Annotated in this window: 15 protein-coding genes and 2 tRNA genes; 10 read left to right on the top strand and 7 right to left on the bottom strand. The window is 55.3% G+C overall.

Annotated features, from left to right (window positions below; genetic code table 11):
- Positions 1-119 precede the first annotated feature (119 nt).
- Both ABLU80_RS02870 and ABLU80_RS02865 read left to right on the top strand, forming a co-directional pair.
- Positions 120-196, top strand: a tRNA-Val gene (locus ABLU80_RS02870).
- 3 nt (positions 197-199) lie between these two features.
- Positions 200-276: transfer RNA gene (locus tag ABLU80_RS02865), tRNA-Val, on the top strand.
- Positions 277-329: 53 nt separating this feature from the next.
- Here ABLU80_RS02865 and ABLU80_RS02860 read toward each other — a convergent pair.
- Positions 330-647, bottom strand: coding sequence for a putative quinol monooxygenase (locus tag ABLU80_RS02860; RefSeq protein ID WP_020079007.1), 318 nt, complete (start codon positions 645-647; stop codon positions 330-332).
- A gap of 101 nt (positions 648-748) precedes the next feature.
- Positions 749-1,351, bottom strand: a complete 603-nt coding sequence (locus ABLU80_RS02855) for a helix-turn-helix transcriptional regulator (protein ID WP_015366893.1) — start codon at positions 1,349-1,351, stop codon at positions 749-751.
- 43 nt (positions 1,352-1,394) lie between these two features.
- On the opposite strand from ABLU80_RS02855, the gene ABLU80_RS02850 reads away from it, so the two are divergent.
- The 3 genes from ABLU80_RS02850 to ABLU80_RS02840 all read left to right on the top strand — a co-directional run bounded on the left by ABLU80_RS02850 (position 1,395) and on the right by ABLU80_RS02840 (position 2,777).
- Positions 1,395-2,081: a B3/4 domain-containing protein gene (locus tag ABLU80_RS02850; RefSeq protein ID WP_015366894.1), complete on the top strand. Its 687-nt coding sequence runs from the start codon at positions 1,395-1,397 to the stop codon at positions 2,079-2,081.
- 21 nt (positions 2,082-2,102) lie between these two features.
- On the top strand, positions 2,103-2,453 hold the full coding sequence (locus ABLU80_RS02845) for a hypothetical protein (RefSeq protein WP_015366895.1): 351 nt from the start codon (positions 2,103-2,105) through the stop codon (positions 2,451-2,453).
- Positions 2,454-2,567: 114 nt separating this feature from the next.
- Positions 2,568-2,777 carry a YdgH/BhsA/McbA-like domain containing protein gene (locus ABLU80_RS02840; RefSeq protein WP_015366896.1) on the top strand — a complete coding sequence of 70 codons (210 nt, stop codon included), beginning with the start codon at positions 2,568-2,570 and terminating at the stop codon, positions 2,775-2,777.
- 89 nt (positions 2,778-2,866) lie between these two features.
- Here the strand turns inward: ABLU80_RS02840 and ABLU80_RS02835 are convergent, their stop codons facing one another.
- The 4 genes from ABLU80_RS02835 to ABLU80_RS02820 all read right to left on the bottom strand — a co-directional run bounded on the left by ABLU80_RS02835 (position 2,867) and on the right by ABLU80_RS02820 (position 8,144).
- On the bottom strand, positions 2,867-3,541 hold the full coding sequence (locus ABLU80_RS02835; RefSeq protein WP_257393955.1) for a carboxymuconolactone decarboxylase family protein: 675 nt from the start codon (positions 3,539-3,541) through the stop codon (positions 2,867-2,869).
- Positions 3,542-3,651: 110 nt separating this feature from the next.
- A complete protein-coding gene (locus ABLU80_RS02830; protein ID WP_015366898.1) occupies positions 3,652-4,287 on the bottom strand; it encodes a carbonic anhydrase in 636 nt (211 codons plus the stop codon).
- A gap of 148 nt (positions 4,288-4,435) precedes the next feature.
- Positions 4,436-6,085, bottom strand: a complete 1,650-nt coding sequence (locus ABLU80_RS02825; RefSeq protein WP_015705216.1) for an OFA family MFS transporter — start codon at positions 6,083-6,085, stop codon at positions 4,436-4,438.
- A 280-nt stretch (positions 6,086-6,365) separates the two neighbouring features.
- Positions 6,366-8,144 carry a sigma-54-dependent Fis family transcriptional regulator gene (locus ABLU80_RS02820; protein WP_015366900.1) on the bottom strand — a complete coding sequence of 593 codons (1,779 nt, stop codon included), beginning with the start codon at positions 8,142-8,144 and terminating at the stop codon, positions 6,366-6,368.
- A 485-nt stretch (positions 8,145-8,629) separates the two neighbouring features.
- On the opposite strand from ABLU80_RS02820, the gene ygeW reads away from it, so the two are divergent.
- From ygeW to arcC, 5 genes are all read left to right on the top strand, one after another.
- Positions 8,630-9,817 (top strand): knotted carbamoyltransferase YgeW, encoded by a 1,188-nt coding sequence (ygeW, locus tag ABLU80_RS02815; protein WP_348849674.1) that lies wholly within the window; start codon positions 8,630-8,632, stop codon positions 9,815-9,817.
- 59 nt (positions 9,818-9,876) lie between these two features.
- On the top strand, positions 9,877-11,076 hold the full coding sequence (dpaL, locus tag ABLU80_RS02810) for a diaminopropionate ammonia-lyase (RefSeq protein ID WP_348849673.1): 1,200 nt from the start codon (positions 9,877-9,879) through the stop codon (positions 11,074-11,076).
- A 63-nt stretch (positions 11,077-11,139) separates the two neighbouring features.
- The gene (locus ABLU80_RS02805; protein WP_015705213.1) at positions 11,140-12,351 is read left to right on the top strand and encodes a YgeY family selenium metabolism-linked hydrolase; all 1,212 of its coding nucleotides are present in this window, start codon (positions 11,140-11,142) and stop codon (positions 12,349-12,351) included.
- 51 nt (positions 12,352-12,402) lie between these two features.
- Positions 12,403-13,809, top strand: a complete 1,407-nt coding sequence (hydA, locus tag ABLU80_RS02800; protein WP_032711511.1) for a dihydropyrimidinase — start codon at positions 12,403-12,405, stop codon at positions 13,807-13,809.
- Between the two features lie 11 nt (positions 13,810-13,820).
- Positions 13,821-14,753: a carbamate kinase gene (gene arcC, locus ABLU80_RS02795; RefSeq protein ID WP_015366905.1), complete on the top strand. Its 933-nt coding sequence runs from the start codon at positions 13,821-13,823 to the stop codon at positions 14,751-14,753.
- Positions 14,754-14,833: 80 nt separating this feature from the next.
- Here the strand turns inward: arcC and yqeB are convergent, their stop codons facing one another.
- Positions 14,834-16,459 (bottom strand): selenium-dependent molybdenum cofactor biosynthesis protein YqeB, encoded by a 1,626-nt coding sequence (gene yqeB / locus ABLU80_RS02790; protein WP_045388370.1) that lies wholly within the window; start codon positions 16,457-16,459, stop codon positions 14,834-14,836.
- Positions 16,460-16,494: the final 35 nt, after the last annotated feature.

Raw genomic sequence — 16,494 nt, 5'->3', positions numbered from 1 at the left:
TATGGGCGATATGGATAAAAGTTCTGCAAACGCGTCTATTCTGCAAGAAAAGTGACGTTTGCCTCTTGCCACACGGCCTCCCTGCCGTTAATATGCGTCCCCGTTGTCACCACAACATTGCGTTCATAGCTCAGTTGGTTAGAGCACCACCTTGACATGGTGGGGGTCGTTGGTTCGAGTCCAATTAAACGCACCATATGCGTCCGTAGCTCAGTTGGTTAGAGCACCACCTTGACATGGTGGGGGTCGGTGGTTCGAGTCCACTCGGACGCACCATTTCAATCATTATTGATTTGGTGCGCACTTCTCTTCTTTCCTCTTGCTTTTATCTATAACGACATCAGTCGCTGTACCTGAATACTCTCCAGTTTCCCCTCCAGAATCGCCAGAAAATCGTCATGATACGGCATCGCAACGTGCTGTTTTAGATCGTCTTCCGAGCGCCAACGCTCAATAAACACAAATGAGATCTTTCCTTGCCGGGAAAGCTGCCTGACATCAGGGATCTCCCGGCTTTCGTGCAGGTCATATTGCAGGCACCCTGCTTCTCTGTGCGTCGGCGGCACCATGGCTAATGCCGCCTCTCTGATGGTATCGATATATTCAGGATGGGGGGTCAGCGTGGCAACAATTTTGACTTCACTCATAAGGTTTCCTCTGGCTCACCGTATTCCCCTGGAGGCTATATCTATCCAGGGCGTGAATTATTCAGCGTAGTGGTGAAGCCAGAATTACGCCAGAGTCCGCGTCAGCGCCCTTTCTCATACACGGTCATGGTAAAGACGACGGGCAACTGACTGAAATTACAATATTCATGTGGCACATCGGTACGTGCTACCGCAGAACACCCTTCAGCCACCTGATATGGGTCATTATTCACCGTCAGGGTGAGTTCTCCCTCGGTCACGTATAGCAGTTCCCAGGTGTCGGCCGGATGCCCCGGCGAACGGAACGATTCGCCAGGCAACATCCGCCACTGCCAGAGTTCAAGCATATCCGGTCCGCTGGTGCCGGCCAGCAGCCTGGCGCTGCCACCCTGCTCGCCGCGCCATAATACCGGAATCGCATCACGGTCGATAAGATGAACCATCGGCTCACTGGCAACGTTGACAAACTCCGCCACCGACACCCCCATCGCCGCAGCGATTTTGCACAACAGTGCGATACTGGGATTCGCCCTACACCCTTCGATATCCACCAGCATCCCTTTACTGACGCCGGCGCGACGGGAAAGCTCGTCGAGAGAGATCTTCTTTTCGCGTCGAAACTGCTTAATACGCCGCGATACCGCCTCATTAATGCGGCTTAGATCGTTACCGTTATCGGTCGTTATATTGACTTTATCATTCATCGGTCGATATTATGCTCTAAATCAGTCATTACAGGATTATGCAATGTCTCACCCATTACCGTCAATTAGCCCACAGTTAGCCGGGATTGCTCCTGGGTTTCGGGCACTGAGTATTACCGTCAACGCTGCGCCGCTAAGTGATGCTTCTATCGGTGAAGCCGCGCTGGCGTCAGCCTGTCAGGCAGTATTAGCCGGAGAGCCCGCATGGGCGGAGGACCATCTCGCGGCATGGTCTACGGTATTCAAAGCGTTTGGCGCTAAACCGAAACGTACGCCCTGTTCCGCAGAGGCGTTGCGTAAACGCGTACTTCGCGATGGCGCCATGCCGGCAATTGACCCGGTCGTTGACCTCTACAATGCCGTCAGTCTGCGGTATGCCATTCCCGTCGGCGGCGAGAACATCGCCGCCTATTGCGGCGCGCCGCGTCTGGTCATCGCCGACGGCTCTGAGCCCTTTGATACGATGAAGGAAGGCTTAGCCGCCGTTGAATCACCGGAACCGGGAGAAGTCATTTGGCGTGACGATCGCGGTGTGACCTGCCGCCGCTGGAACTGGCGACAGGGAGTTCGTACCCGCCTGAGCGCTCGCGATCGACAGATGTGGTTTATTCTGGAAAGCCTGCCAGAGATGCCGCTCGAAGCGCTGCATGAGGCCGGCCGCATGCTTACCGGGGGGCTGGAGCAGATGATGCCCGGCTTGAGCCACCAGTCCACGCTAATCAGCCTATAAAGTCAGACACAGGAGCAGGTAATGTCACTATTTTTAACCAGTTTTATCTTTGAGAAGAAAGAGTACGACGATGACTTTTATCAACTGGACGGCGAGATCGAGCGCTATACCCAGTCGCTGGAGGGATTTATCGGTATGGAGAGCTATCATGATGCCGCCAGCGGCCGAATCATCAACAACTACTACTGGCGCGACCGACAGTCTATGGAAATGATGATGAACCATCTGCAACACCAGCAGGCCAAAGCTCAGGGGCAACGCTGGATCGCCGGGTATCAAACCATCGTTGCCGAGATTGAGGGCAGCCACAATATGAACCTGCCCCATCCACTTGCGGAGTATCCACTACGCTACCAATCAAAACATCAGTGATTTTGAACAAGATAGGCAAATTGTTTCGATTTTAAACAATCATCATTGGTTCTATTCTTATCACATCGGAGCAACAGCGCTCCTCGCCAAACAAAATCTTTAAGGAATATGACCATGAAATCCATCAAAACTTTTGCTGCAGTTACCGTGCTGTCCCTGATGTCATTCGGTGCTTTCGCCCAGAGCGTGACGGCAACCGCTTCAACCCTCGACCGTGCGGAAGCGAAAATTGCCGCCCAGGCTGCGGAGCAAGGCGCGTCTTATAAAATTACCAGCGCCCAGTTCAATAACCGCGTCTATATGACTGCCGAACTGAGCAAATAATAGTGCGAGTGTGACGCGCCAGGCTTTATCTCTGGCGCGCCGCGCTGCTTTTCAGCGAAGACAGTGTCGTTGTCCTCTCCACCGATGCTTCAACTACCTGCCACTTGCTCCAGCACCGCCGAGGCCTTTGCCGCTATTTCGGCGCTGACTTTTGTCGCTAGCACGTCAATAAATCCACGCAGTTGCTGCGCCGTCAGGCCGTTGTGCAGGCTAATCGCGTAATGGCTCTTCAGCTGGCTTTCCACGCCCGATAATGCGGCCAGCATTGAAATCGTCGCCAGCTCGCGCGTCGGCCAATCCAGGACGTCACGCTGGAAAATATCGCCAAACAGATGCGCCTTCAGATAGCAGTCGATAGCTGGCGCAAATTCAAATAGCGGTCCACTGACCGTTTGCCCGACCAGTTGTGTCTGATTACGGCTACCGGCCTGCAGGCTATCCCAATTCTCCGGTAACGGGGTCGCTGTCGCCCCCTCGTTATCAATAACGCCTCGCGCCTGACGCTCGGTTATCACCTTCATCAGGCAGGAGAGCGCATTCAGGCTACGCGGAAAGCCGCAGTAGGCGTACAGCTGCACCAGCGTCTCTTTTAATTCATTTATCGTCAGGCCGGTATCCAGCGCGGTATCCAGCGCCGGGGCCAACGCCGCGATATTGCCTTCGGCGGCCAGGGCGGCAACCGGGATCAGCGCCTGTTGGCGCGCGTTCAATGGGTTTTGCATCGTTTGTTCTCCAAACGGAAAGTATCGACAGGAGAAAAAGATTATAGAAACTTGGCAGGGGGTTGATTAGCCAGGCAAAAACGAACAGACCTATGAGATGGGCTCATGAATTATCTATTACGATGCACAGGGCTTCCTTGCCCTGGGGAATATTATTCGAAGTAGACTTCCGGATTTTCCGACAGTGAAACGAAGGTTTTGGTGTCTTTATCCAGCGCGCGAATATCGCCGCTTTCAATATCATAGAACCAGCCGTGCAGACGCAGGGTTTTGTCGCGCAGGCCAACCGCAACCGACGGATGCGTTTTAATGTTGTTCAACTGGGCAATAACGTTTTCCTGCACCATACCGTTCACTTTATCGGTCTCGCTGGCCCAGGTTTTCTTCTCAACCACCGCTTTCGCCGCGTCCGAATAACGCAACCAGTGGGAAACGGCAGGCATTGGTTCCAGACACTGGCAGGTGGCGATGGCTTTCATCGCGCCGCAGTTGGAGTGGCCGCAGATGACAATATCCGTCACACCGAGGGCGACAACCGCATATTCAATGGTGGCTGACACGCCGCCCGGCTCCGGCCCGAAAGAGGGCACAATATTACCGGCATTACGAATAACGAACAGCTGCCCTGGCTCCTGCTGGGTAACCAGCTCCGGGACCAGGCGGCTATCAGAACAAGAGATGAACAACGCTTTTGGATTCTGGCTCGACGCCAGGCTGCGGAAGAGCTCTTTGCGTTGCGGGAAAATCTCTTTCTGGAAGTTGAGGAAGCCCTCAATGATATGTTGCATAGCAGTGTCTCTTTTCTCTGTAGTAATTACGATATGACAAAGATCACATTTAGCTAGTGTATCACCGAAGCGCAGAATGGGAATCGTTATTGATAATAGCTGTGCAATAAGCACCCAACCTGTCCTTTGGGTGCTTGCCTCTGTGGGTCTACATAAAGAACTTCACCGCTTGTTGCAAGGTGGTGCCCATTCCCCACAGCAAGGGTATACCGACGGCCAGCCAGCTTAGCGTCAGCAGCAGCGGCGCGGGCGTCGGTTCCCAGCTCAGCTGCGCGTCTTTATTGATAGTATACAGGCCCCTCGCCTGCTGCTGTTGCTCCGCGGTCATGGCATATTTCTGCGGAATCGGCCGAACCAGCTGATTACAAATAAAGCCGATGATAAGCAACCCGGTCAACGCCAGCAGCGTGATGTCATAAATTCTCGCGGGTTCCACCCCCTGCGCCAGCTGGTACTCGCGCAAATAGTTGACCAGCACCGGGCCGCTGATCCCGGCCGCCGACCAGGCAGTCAGCAGACGGCCATGAATCGCGCCAACCATTTGTGAGCCAAATACGTCGGCAAGATACGCCGGGATGGTCGCGAAACCGCCGCCGTACATAGAAATAATCACACAGAGCGCACAAACAAAAAACGCCACGTAGCCGCCGTGGTTAATCAACGGCAACGTGCCGTAAAGTAGGGTTCCCAGAAAGAAGATCAGCGCGAAGGTGGCTTTCCTGCCGCACATATCGGAAACAGAAGCCCAGAAAAAGCGCCCCAGAATATTAAACAGGCTGAGCAGCCCGGTAAATCCCGCCGCCATCGTCGCGATGCGCTTCAGCTGTTCTGTATTAAGTTCCTGCCAGCCCAGATCCAGGGATAGTAGCTTGCCGGCAAAAATCTCCTGCAGCATCGGCGAGGCCATGCCGAGAATGCCAATCCCGGCGGTAACGTTGAGCCACAGCACCAGCCACAGCAGCCAGAATTGCGGGGTGCGCCACGCGACGCTGACGTGAACCTGAACGGTTGGCTGCTTGCTGATGGCTTGCTGCGCCTTCGCGCCGACCGGATGCCAGCCCATAGGCGGCAGACGGTAACCAAAAGTGCCGCAAAGCATGAACAGCGCATATATCACCGCCAGCGCCAGAATGCTCTGCCATACCCCACTTCCCTGACCATCGGCGAAAAAATTAATCAGCCAATTGGCCAGCGGCGCTCCCACCAGCGCCCCGCCGCCGAAGCCCATGATCGCCATTCCCGCGGCCATCCCTCGCTTATCGGGGAACCAGCGCAACAGCGTTGAGACCGGCGAGATATAGCCAAGCCCCAGGCCAATGCCGCCAATCACACCGGCGCCCAACCACAGTAGCCACAGCTGATGAAAATAGATTGCCGCGCTCGCCAGCACCAGGCCGCCACACCAGCAGAGGGTGGCGACAAAACTCACCAGACGCGGGCCAACCTTCTCCAGCCAGCTTCCCCAAAGCGCCGCGGAGCAGCCGAGAAAAACGAAGAACAGCGTATAGGTCCAGCCGAGCAGGGAAATTTTCCAGTCGCACTGGCGGGTCACCAGTTGCTGCCAGAATGACATATCGACCGGACACTGCAGCGGCGCGCTGCCGCCGATAAGCTGCGACATTGGCAGCCAGTAGACGGAAAAGCCGTAGGCCATGCCAATGCACAAATGCACCGCCAGCGCCGCGGGAGGGACCAACCAGCGGTTAAATCCAGGTTTAGCAATAATGCGGGGCTTAGCAAAAAAACGACTCAACGATGAAACGGGCGGAGTCGCGAGATTCTCATTTATCTGCACCATATTCCTGTCCTTATCATGTTTGTTTGCCGACTATCGCAGTAGCCGACGGCAAACGGTAAAGGCAAGAACAATGCCATCTGCTGAAAAAACGAACAGAAAATGGCGACTGAAGCGAGCAAGCACAACCCATAAGCCATGAGGAGAGGGAGTTGAAAGCTGTAAAAAAAGAGAAAATCATCGGTAGTGATTTTCTCTTTTCCGGACATCGGGGTATTTTCGTTGCCAGATCAATAACGATCGGCGATTTTGATAAACGTTGCTCTCAGATTGATACGGCTTATCAGACCCCGACCAGTTCATACTTTTTAATTTTGCGATATAGCGTCGCAATGCCGATCCCGAGCTCATCGGCGGCCTGCTTTTTATTGCTATAGCGCGTCAGCGCATCGCGGATCATCTGTTTTTCCATCTCCTCCAGCGCCGTACCCCCCTCTTCTTCTTTCGCAACGCTGGCTGGCGCCGCCCGGCTGCTTTCGCGCTCGTTGACTTTGCCGCTGCTGATAAGATTTGGCGGCAGCAGCGACAGATCAATCACCTCGCCGGAGGGAACCACGTTAACCAGATACTCCATCAAGTTACTCAGCTCGCGAATATTGCCCGGCCAGCGGTAGTTCTTCAGTAAGGCGATGACTTCCGGGGACACGCCGGGATAGACCAGCTCCAGCCGACGGGTGTGCAGATGCAGGAAATAGTGAATCAGCAGTTCGATATCATCCTGACGCTCGCGCAAAGGCGGCAGGCGCAGTGGGATGACATTAAGCCGATAGAACAGATCTTCGCGGAATTTCCCTTCGGCAATGAACTGCTCAAGGTTCTGGTTAGTGGCCGAAATGATGCGGATATCGACCGGCACCGGATGGCTGGCGCCCACCGGCTGAATTTCGCGCGATTCAATCGCCCGCAGCAGCTTGGCCTGTAGGGTTAATGGCATATCGCCGATTTCATCAAGAAACAGCGTGCCGTGATTAGCCGCCTGAATCAGACCGGTCTTGCCGTTGGCCGAGGCCCCGGTAAATGCGCCTTTGACGTAACCAAAGAGTTCGCTCTCCAGTAGCTGTTCGGGAATGGCCGCGCAGTTGATCGCGATGAAAGGCTTCGCCTGACGGTCGCTAAGCTTATGCACCGCGCGAGCGACCACCTCTTTGCCGGTTCCACTTTCGCCGACGATCATCACGCTCGACGGGCTTGGCGCCACGCGGGTAATCAGTTTTTTCAGCTGACGCATTGGCCGACATTCGCCAACCATCTGTTCAATCTGCGGGCCATCCTGCGGCGGCGCCAGATCGGCCGACGAATGCGACTGATGGAAGGCCATTAAGAACAGCCATTGATCCTGAATAGCGTGCAGCTGACCGATAATAAGCTCTTTCTTATCATCAAAAGAAATGACGTGCTGTACGTGACCGCGAATAAAGTTTTGCGCAAAAGTCAGCGGACGAAAATGAATAGTTTTGCCAATCATACTGCCATGATTCGCGCCAAGGATTTTCATCGCCGCCTGATTGGCAAATTTCACTTTTTGATCCTGGCTAACCACCAGCACACCCTGATCCATGTTTTCAATCATGGTGGAAAACATTTTAAGCATATTATCTCCCCCGCCCTGGTCCTCTAACAGGCGGGAGACAAATATTGAAGAAACGTGGCGTACATAATCTGAAAACTCGTGGAGGTTGTCATTAATGCGCTCCTGCTGCTCGCGAGTTAAGGCGACCAGGCTAATAACCCCGACACACTGTTCCTGATAAATCACCGGGGTACCCAGAAATGCCTTCTCTTTACAGTTCTCTTTATTGGTACAGTCTTTACACAAGGGATCAAAACGCGAATGAGTCACGACCTTTTCTTTTTTTGTTTCTATTATGTAACGTAAAAGTCGCGAATCTGTATTTAATTTTCGCCCCAGAAATTTACCGTAGGCGCCGGTACCGGCGACCCGGCACAGCGTATTGTCGACAATCTCGACCTCGAGTTGTAACACGCTGGAGAGCATGCGGGCAAAACGTTGAATCGTTGGCTGAATCTGCATTAAAACGGATAGCGAATTGGAGGGAATCATAATTGACCTTTTAATATCAGTAGCCGAAAGAAAATGCTGAAGATCGACTCTTTTTATTCTGCGTTTATCATACTACCGCCGCCCAGGCTGAAAAAAGGTGCCAACCCTGCGCTTTTTTACAGCTTAAAGAAAATATGGAAGAGGTATCACATTTTCCTCTCAATATGATAATCCGCAGGGCAAAATTATCATTTTGGTGTTGAAATCACCGTCGCAGAACGATATCCACGCATGTCTGACGGCTCAAAATAAATTTACCGTGACAACTGGCAAATGAATTTCATTTCCATCAGTTGAGCGTTACAAGCCATTTTTCGTGACCCGCCTCGCATAATTCCCTACTTTTCCACTCGTCCACCGCGACTGAATTATAACTGGCACGCTTATTGTTAGTGGTAATACAGCGCTGGCCGTCGCCACTTACATCAATGTCATTTCGACTGCACAGCAATCAATAAGCCGTCATTCACTACCAGGATCGAAATATGAAAACTGTTAACGAACTGATCAAGGATATCAATAAGCTCAACTCTAACCTGCATGAAAAAGATTTCCTGCTGACGTGGGAGCAATCGCCGGACGAGCTGAAGCAGGTGCTGGATGTCGCCGCAGCGCTGAAAACGTTACGGGCGGAAAACATCGCGACAAAAGTTTTTAACAGCGGACTGGGTATTTCGGTCTTTCGCGATAACTCCACCCGCACCCGCTTCTCTTATGCCTCGGCGTTAAACCTGCTCGGCCTGGCGCAGCAGGACCTCGACGAAGGCAAGTCGCAGATAGCCCACGGTGAAACGGTGCGCGAAACCGCCAATATGATCTCCTTCTGCGCAGACGCTATCGGTATTCGCGACGATATGTATCTCGGCGCCGGCAACGCCTATATGCGTGAAGTCGGCGAAGCGCTGGATGACGGCCACAAACAGGGCGTACTGCCGCAGCGCCCGGCATTAATTAACCTGCAGTGCGACATTGACCATCCGACGCAGGCGATGGCCGATCTGGCCTGGCTGCGTGAGCACTTCGGCTCGCTGGAAAATCTGAAAGGTAAAAAAATTGCCATGACCTGGGCCTACTCGCCAAGTTACGGCAAACCGCTTTCCGTCCCGCAGGGAATCATCGGCCTGATGACCCGCTTCGGTATGGATGTCACCCTCGCCCATCCAGAGGGCTACGATCTGATCCCGGACGTTATCGAAGTGGCGAAGAAAAACGCCGCGGCTTCCGGCGGCAGCTTCCGTCAGGTCACCGATATGGCGGAAGCCTTTAAAGACGCCGATATTGTCTACCCGAAATCCTGGGCGCCATACAAAGTGATGGAACAACGCACCGAGCTACTGCGCGCTAACGACCATGACGGGCTGAAAGCGCTGGAAAAAGCCTGTCTCGCCCAGAACGCCAATCACAAAGACTGGCACTGTACCGAAGAGATGATGAAGCACACCAAAGATGGTGACGCGCTGTATATGCACTGCCTGCCGGCGGATATTACCGGCGTCTCCTGCGAGGAAGGCGAAGTCACCGAAGCGGTGTTCGAGAAATATCGTATCGCCACCTATAAAGAGGCCAGCTGGAAGCCGTACATCATCGCCTCCATGATCCTCTGTCGCAAATATGCCAAACCCGGTCAGTTGCTGGAGCAACTGCTGCAGGACGCGCAAAAACGCATCAAATAACTTCGCGAGCCGGTCTGCGGGCCGGCTTCCCCGACTCCAAAGAAGGATAAGGACAGAATATGTCTGCTTTTTCGCTGAAAATGGATATTGCCGACAACCGTTTCTTTACCGGTGAAACCTCGCCGCTGTTCTCTCGTCAGCAGGCACAACAGGCGCGCCATTTTCATCAAAAAATCGCCGGTTACCAACCGACGCCGCTGTATGCCCTGAAGGAACTGGCGACGCTGTTCGGCGTAAAGAACATCCTGGTAAAAGATGAATCCCAGCGCTTTGGCCTCAACGCCTTCAAAATGCTCGGCGGCGCCTACGCCATCGCCCAACTGTTGTGTGAAAAATACCATCTCGATATTAACGCCTTCTCGTTTGAGACCCTGAAATCCACCATCAAAGAGAAGATGACTTTCGCCACTACCACCGACGGCAACCACGGGCGCGGCGTCGCCTGGGCCGCCCAGCAGCTTGGGCAAAACGCGGTGGTGTACATGCCGAAAGGTTCAGCGCAGGAACGCGTGGACGCCATTTTACGCCTCGGCGCGGAATGTATCGTTACCGATATGAACTACGACGATACCGTGCGCTTTACCATGCAAACCGCACAGAAAAACGGCTGGGAAGTGGTACAGGACACCGCATGGGAAGGCTACACCAAAATTCCAACCTGGATTATGCAAGGTTACGCCACCCTCGCCAATGAAGCGGTAGAACAAATGGCGGCGATGGGCATTGCTCGCCCTACCCACGTCTTCCTGCAGGCCGGTGTCGGCGCGATGGCAGGCGGCGTGCTCGGTTATCTGGTCGACGTTTTCGGCGCCCGCGATTTGCACTCGGTGATCGTGGAGCCTGAACTGGCGGACTGCATCTATCGCTCCGGGTTAAAAGGCGACATCGTCAACGTCGGCGGCGACATGGCCACCATCATGGCAGGACTGGCCTGCGGCGAACCTAACCCACTGGGCTGGGAAATCCTGCGCAACTGCGCCACCCAATTTATCTCCTGCCAGGATGCCGTTGCCGCCCTCGGTATGCGCGTACTCGGTAATCCTGTCGGCAATGACCACCGGGTTATCTCCGGTGAATCCGGCGCCGTCGGGCTCGGGACGCTGGCCGCCGTCCACTTCCATCCGCAGCGCCAGGCGCTGATGAACAAACTGGGGCTCGATAGCCACTCCGTGGTGCTGGTCATCAGCACCGAAGGCGACACCGACGTGCAGCATTACCGCGAGGTCGTCTGGGAAGGCAAGCTGCCGGCAGCACGATAAACGTTCAACTTATTCAACATATTCATCCCGCGAAGCGGGAAACCAGGACCGGAGAGTTAATTCATGGCTAAGCACATTCCTTTCAAACTGATTGTCGAAAAAGCAAACCACTACCAGCAGGATATGACCCGCTTCCTGCGCGATATGATCGCTATCCCCAGCGAAAGCTGTGACGAAAAACGCGTCGTGCATCGTATTAAAGAAGAGATGGAAAAAGTCGGCTTCGATAAAGTCGAGATTGACCCGATGGGCAACGTGCTGGGCTATATCGGCCACGGCCCGCGACTGGTCGCCATGGACGCGCATATCGATACCGTTGGCATCGGTAACATCAAGAACTGGACTTTCGACCCCTATCAGGGGATGGAAACCGATGAGCTGATCGGCGGGCGCGGCGCGTCCGACCAGGAAGGCGGGATGGCGTCGATGGTCTACGCTGGAAAAATCATCAAGGACCTCGGTCTGGAAGATGAATATACCCTGCTGGTGACCGGTACCGTTCAGGAAGAAGATTGTGACGGTCTGTGCTGGCAGTACATCATCGAACAGTCCGGCATTCGCCCGGAATTCGTGGTCAGTACCGAGCCGACGGATTGCCAAATCTATCGCGGCCAGCGCGGGCGTATGGAGATTCGCGTCGATGTTCAGGGGGTAAGCTGCCACGGCTCGGCGCCGGAGCGCGGCGATAATGCCATCTTCAAAATGGGGCCGATTCTTAACGAACTGCAGGAGCTGTCCCATAACCTGGGCAATGATGAGTTCCTGGGTAAAGGCACCCTCACCGTTTCAGAAATTTTCTTCACCTCGCCAAGCCGCTGCGCGGTTGCCGACAGCTGCGCGGTCTCTATCGACCGCCGTCTGACCTGGGGTGAAACCTGGGAAGGCGCGCTGGATGAGATCCGCGCCCTGCCTGCCGTACAGAAGGCCGGCGCCGTGGTCTCAATGTACAACTATGAACGCCCGTCATGGACCGGGCTGGTTTATCCAACGGAATGCTACTTCCCGACCTGGAAAGTTGAAGAGGATCATTTCACCGTACGCGCGCTCAGCAACGCTTATGAAGGACTGTTCGGTAAAGCGCCGGTGGTCGATAAATGGACCTTCTCCACCAACGGCGTTTCCATTATGGGCCGCCACGGCATCCCGGTTATCGGTTTCGGGCCAGGTAAAGAGCCGGAAGCCCATGCGCCAAATGAAAAAACCTGGAAACAGCATCTGGTGACCTGTGCCGCAATGTACGCCGCAATCCCGCTGAGCTGGCTGGCCACAGAGTAAGTTTGTACGGTTATTCCTCCCGCCGCGCGTCGGCGGGAGTCTGGAGTTTTTATGCGCGTACTGATTAAAAACGGCATCGTGGTCAACGCCGACGGCCAGGCAAAACAGGATCTGCTGATTGAAAACGGCCTGGTCAGCCAGCTCGCCGAACGGATAACCCCGACCGAACCTTGCCAGACTATCGATGCCGCAGGTTGCTATGTCATGCCCGGCGGCATCGACGTTCATACTCATTTTAATATCGATACCGGGCACGCCCGCAGCTGCGATGATTTCTTCACCGGCACCCGCGCCGCCGCCTGCGGCGGTACCACCACTATCGTCGACCATATGGGCTTCGGCCCCGCCGGCTGCCGCCTTCGTCACCAGCTAGAGGCCTATCACGGCTATGCCGCCTACAAAGCGGTGATCGACTACAGTTTTCACGGCGTTATCCAGCATATCAACCATGCCATCCTCGATGAAATCCCGATGATGGTTGAAGCCGGGATTAGCAGCTTCAAGCTCTACCTGACCTACCAATATAAGTTGAACGATGATGAAGTGCTTCAGGCGATGCGCCATCTCCATCGCGCTGGCGCGCTAACCACCGTTCATCCGGAAAACGACGCCGCTATCGCCCGTAAACGGGCCGAATTTCTGGCGGCCGGCAAAACCGCGCCGCGCTACCACGCCCTTAGTCGCCCGCTGGAGTGTGAAGCGGAGGCTATCGCGCGAATGATCAATCTCGCCCAGCTCGCCGACAACGCGCCGCTGTATATCGTTCATCTCTCCAACGGCCTGGGGCTGGATTATCTGCGTCTCGCCCAGCGGCGGCACCAGCCGGTGTGGATTGAAACCTGTCCGCAATATCTGCTGCTTGACGACCGCTGCTATGAACGCGAAGACGCGCTGGGTTATTTGTTAAGCCCACCGCTGCGCAACGCCAGCAACAATGATGCGCTGTGGTGCGGTATCGCCGATGGTGCGATCGACGTGGTGGCGACCGATCATTGCGCTTTCTCGATGGCCCAACGCCAGCAGCTCTCCGGCGGCGATTTCAGCCGCTGTCCGAACGGCCTACCGGGGGTGGAAAACCGCCTGTTGCTCATGTTTTCCCACGGCGTCATGACCGGGCGGATTTCAGCGCAGCGTTTCGTCGCGCTCACCAGCGCCACTCCCGCGAAGCTATTTGGCCTGTGGCCGAAAAAAGGACGATTGGCGCCCGGCGCAGACGGCGATGTCGTCATTATCGATCCGCAGCGCACCACCACGATCCGCCATGAGATGTTGCATGACAACGCCGACTATTCACCCTGGGAGGGCTTTATTTGCCAGGGCGCGATTCGCCAGACCTTATCGCATGGCCGGGTCATTTTTGATAACGGCACCTTCACCGGCAGCGCTGGTCAGGGACGTTTTTTACGCCGCGATCCCTTTTCTACCGCTCACCTTCCGGTCAGCGGAATCACATCTTAAGTGAGGTATTCATGAGTAAGAAAATTGTACTCGCCCTCGGCGGTAACGCGCTCGGCGAGGATCTGGCCGGACAAATGCAGGCCGTCAAACAAACCGCGCAGGCCATCGTCGACCTGATAGCCCAGGGCCACCAGGTAGTCGTGACCCACGGCAACGGCCCGCAGGTTGGGATGATTAATCTGGCCTTCGAAGCCGCAGCCAAAACCGAGGCCCATACCCCGATGCTGCCCATGTCGGTCTGTGTGGCGCTAAGCCAGGGTTATATCGGCTATGACCTGCAAAACGCCCTGCGCGAGGAGTTGCTGTCGCGATCGATGCATATCCCGGTGGCAACAATCATCACCCAGGTGGAAGTCGACGCCAACGACCCGGCGTTCAAAAATCCGACCAAACCTATCGGCTCTTTTTTCACTGAGCAGGAAGCAGAACAGCTGACGCGTCAGGGGTACGCTATGAAAGAAGATGCCGGACGCGGCTATCGCCGGGTTGTCGCCTCGCCGCAGCCGGTCGATATTATTGAGAAAGAGACGGTCAAAGCACTCATGGACGCCTGCCACGTAGTGATCACCGCGGGCGGCGGCGGGATCCCGGTAATCCGCGAAGGCAATCATCTGCGCGGCGCCAGCGCGGTAATTGATAAAGACTGGGCCAGCGCTAAACTGGCGGCGATGATCGACGCCGACATGCTGATCATCCTGACCGCGGTCGAGAAAGTGGCAATCAACTTTGGCAAACCCAACGAACAGTGGCTGGATAAGCTGTCGCTCAGCGATGCCGAACAGTTCATTCGTGAAGGTCACTTCGCTAAGGGGTCAATGCTGCCGAAGGTTGAGGCCGCCGCCTCATTCGCCCGTTCACGTCCGGGGCGCAAAGCGCTGATCACCGTATTAAATAAAGCCAAAGAAGGGATTGAAGGAAAAACCGGTACGGTCATTGAAGGGTAAAAAGGCACCGAATGTAGCCCCGGTAAGCGGTAGCGCCACCGGGGATTTTGAGGCCATCAACACCGGCTTCGTGCTGCTATCTACGCCACCGACAATAACTCACTCTTCTCTTTTACTCTTTTATTCATCAGCGTCATCAGCGCCTCAAGCACCCCACCGCCAATGGCGCGCGCCTTATCGGAGACGCTGGTAAAATCGGCGCTGGCGCCGCGCGGGTCGATATCGCCAATTTTAAAGCCGCTCTCGACCACTAACCCATCGCTGAGCAAACCGCGCACCATACCGCTTAATGGCGCAATAATCTCGGCCTCGCCGACGGTGGCAATGATATCGCCTTCATTAACAATCTCACCCAGAGCCACTTTCGCGCGCATCACCCCGGCTCCCGGCGCGCGGATCACCCGTCGTGAAGTATGCCCAAGAATATTACCAGGAACCCCGGTGTTCTCCTGCGCTTTGCCATCGTAAATCACCTGCCCCAGCCAATGGCCGCGATTGGTTTCAATCACCGCATGACAATCCACACCGGCGCAAAAGCCCGGGCCTAGCGCAATTACCGCTGGCGCCATCTCTCGCTGCGTACCAAAATTCTCTTTCGCCAGTATGGCATCCACGACGCAGACAGGGCGCAGTTCATTCAGCGATTCGCATAGCGGATCCACCAATACCGGGATCGCGCCATTTTCAATTACCCGGATGGCCTCCTGAGCCGATGACACCCGCTTCGCCATCACCCCTTCTACCGTCATTTCACCGTCGAAGACGGCCTGGGCAAAAGCGACGCTGCGGCGGATAACCGTCGGTTTCGCGACTTCCAACATCACCACTTTGAACCCCGCATGCCACAGACGCAGAGCCACGCCGCTGGCAATATCGCCGGCGCCGCGAATAGCGACCAACTGCTGCTGCGCAGGCGTGGCTGCCGCCATCAGCAAGCCGCCTGGCGCGCAATTTTTTACCTGCAGGATTTCCGCCAGAATGCTAATCGCTATCTCATGCGGCGTTTCGGCGCCAATGTTATAGCCAACCGGCGCATGCAGGCGGGCAATATGTTCTGCGGCAACGCCGTTTTCCCGCATCTGGCGTAAAAACACCTGGACTTTACGGCGGCTGGCCAGCAGCCCAAGCCAGGCGACCGGCCGTTCAATCAGTTTATCCAGAGCTTCACGATCCTGGTTATTGGTGGCGATTAACACAAAGTCATCGCCGCGGATCGCCAGATTCTCCACCGCCTCGCTGAAGGTTTCAGCATGCAGCAACTGCGTTGTCGGCGGAAAATAGTCGGGGTTCAGGCTCTCTGGATAGATATCGGCCACCGCCACCTCAAAACCCAGCAGCGCCGCGCTTTGCGCCACCGCGCGGTTTACGTGCCCGGCGCCGATCAGCACCAGACGCGGGCGCAGGCCATGTACGCTAATATAGACCGACATCGCCCCGCCGCAATCGGAGCCGACCGCATCGCTGCCGCTACGCGCCATCCGCCCATGAAACATGCGCGACGCTTTTTCGCTGAGCGCTTCCAGCGCCTGTTCAATCACTTTGCGCTCAACCATGCCGCCGCCGATGGTGCCGACTATCGAACCATCTTCACGAATTAACATCTGCGCCGAATGGCGCGGCGTTGAGCCGCGGCTATCGACAATCTGCGCCAGCGCAAACGGGCGATTCTGTGCTTCGAGTTTTGCCGCTTCAGAGAAAATATTCATAACAACCTCAATGGATATCCGCTATGCGCCCAAGC

The sequence above is a fragment of the Klebsiella sp. CN_Kp104 genome, assembly GCF_040064515.1.
Lineage (GTDB): Bacteria > Pseudomonadota > Gammaproteobacteria > Enterobacterales > Enterobacteriaceae > Klebsiella > Klebsiella aerogenes.
The sequence above is the reverse complement of the archived record's forward strand: the minus strand, read 5'-3'. Positions and strand labels throughout refer to the sequence as shown.

What these genes read in the sequence shown, in the direction of transcription:
- ABLU80_RS02860 (WP_020079007.1), bottom strand. Translation starts at nt 647, where the DNA reads ATGAGTGAAGTCAAAATTGTTGCCACGCTGACCCCCCATCCTGAATAT.
- ABLU80_RS02855 (WP_015366893.1), bottom strand. Translation starts at nt 1,351, where the DNA reads ATGAATGATAAAGTCAATATAACGACCGATAACGGTAACGATCTAAGC.
- ABLU80_RS02850 (WP_015366894.1), top strand. Translation starts at nt 1,395, where the DNA reads ATGTCTCACCCATTACCGTCAATTAGCCCACAGTTAGCCGGGATTGCT.
- ABLU80_RS02845 (WP_015366895.1), top strand. Translation starts at nt 2,103, where the DNA reads ATGTCACTATTTTTAACCAGTTTTATCTTTGAGAAGAAAGAGTACGAC.
- ABLU80_RS02840 (WP_015366896.1), top strand. Translation starts at nt 2,568, where the DNA reads ATGAAATCCATCAAAACTTTTGCTGCAGTTACCGTGCTGTCCCTGATG.
- ABLU80_RS02830 (WP_015366898.1), bottom strand. Translation starts at nt 4,287, where the DNA reads ATGCAACATATCATTGAGGGCTTCCTCAACTTCCAGAAAGAGATTTTC.
- ABLU80_RS02825 (WP_015705216.1), bottom strand. Translation starts at nt 6,085, where the DNA reads ATGGTGCAGATAAATGAGAATCTCGCGACTCCGCCCGTTTCATCGTTG.
- ABLU80_RS02820 (WP_015366900.1), bottom strand. Translation starts at nt 8,144, where the DNA reads ATGATTCCCTCCAATTCGCTATCCGTTTTAATGCAGATTCAGCCAACG.
- ygeW (WP_348849674.1), top strand. Translation starts at nt 8,630, where the DNA reads ATGAAAACTGTTAACGAACTGATCAAGGATATCAATAAGCTCAACTCT.
- dpaL (WP_348849673.1), top strand. Translation starts at nt 9,877, where the DNA reads ATGTCTGCTTTTTCGCTGAAAATGGATATTGCCGACAACCGTTTCTTT.
- ABLU80_RS02805 (WP_015705213.1), top strand. Translation starts at nt 11,140, where the DNA reads ATGGCTAAGCACATTCCTTTCAAACTGATTGTCGAAAAAGCAAACCAC.
- hydA (WP_032711511.1), top strand. Translation starts at nt 12,403, where the DNA reads ATGCGCGTACTGATTAAAAACGGCATCGTGGTCAACGCCGACGGCCAG.
- arcC (WP_015366905.1), top strand. Translation starts at nt 13,821, where the DNA reads ATGAGTAAGAAAATTGTACTCGCCCTCGGCGGTAACGCGCTCGGCGAG.
- yqeB (WP_045388370.1), bottom strand. Translation starts at nt 16,459, where the DNA reads ATGAATATTTTCTCTGAAGCGGCAAAACTCGAAGCACAGAATCGCCCG.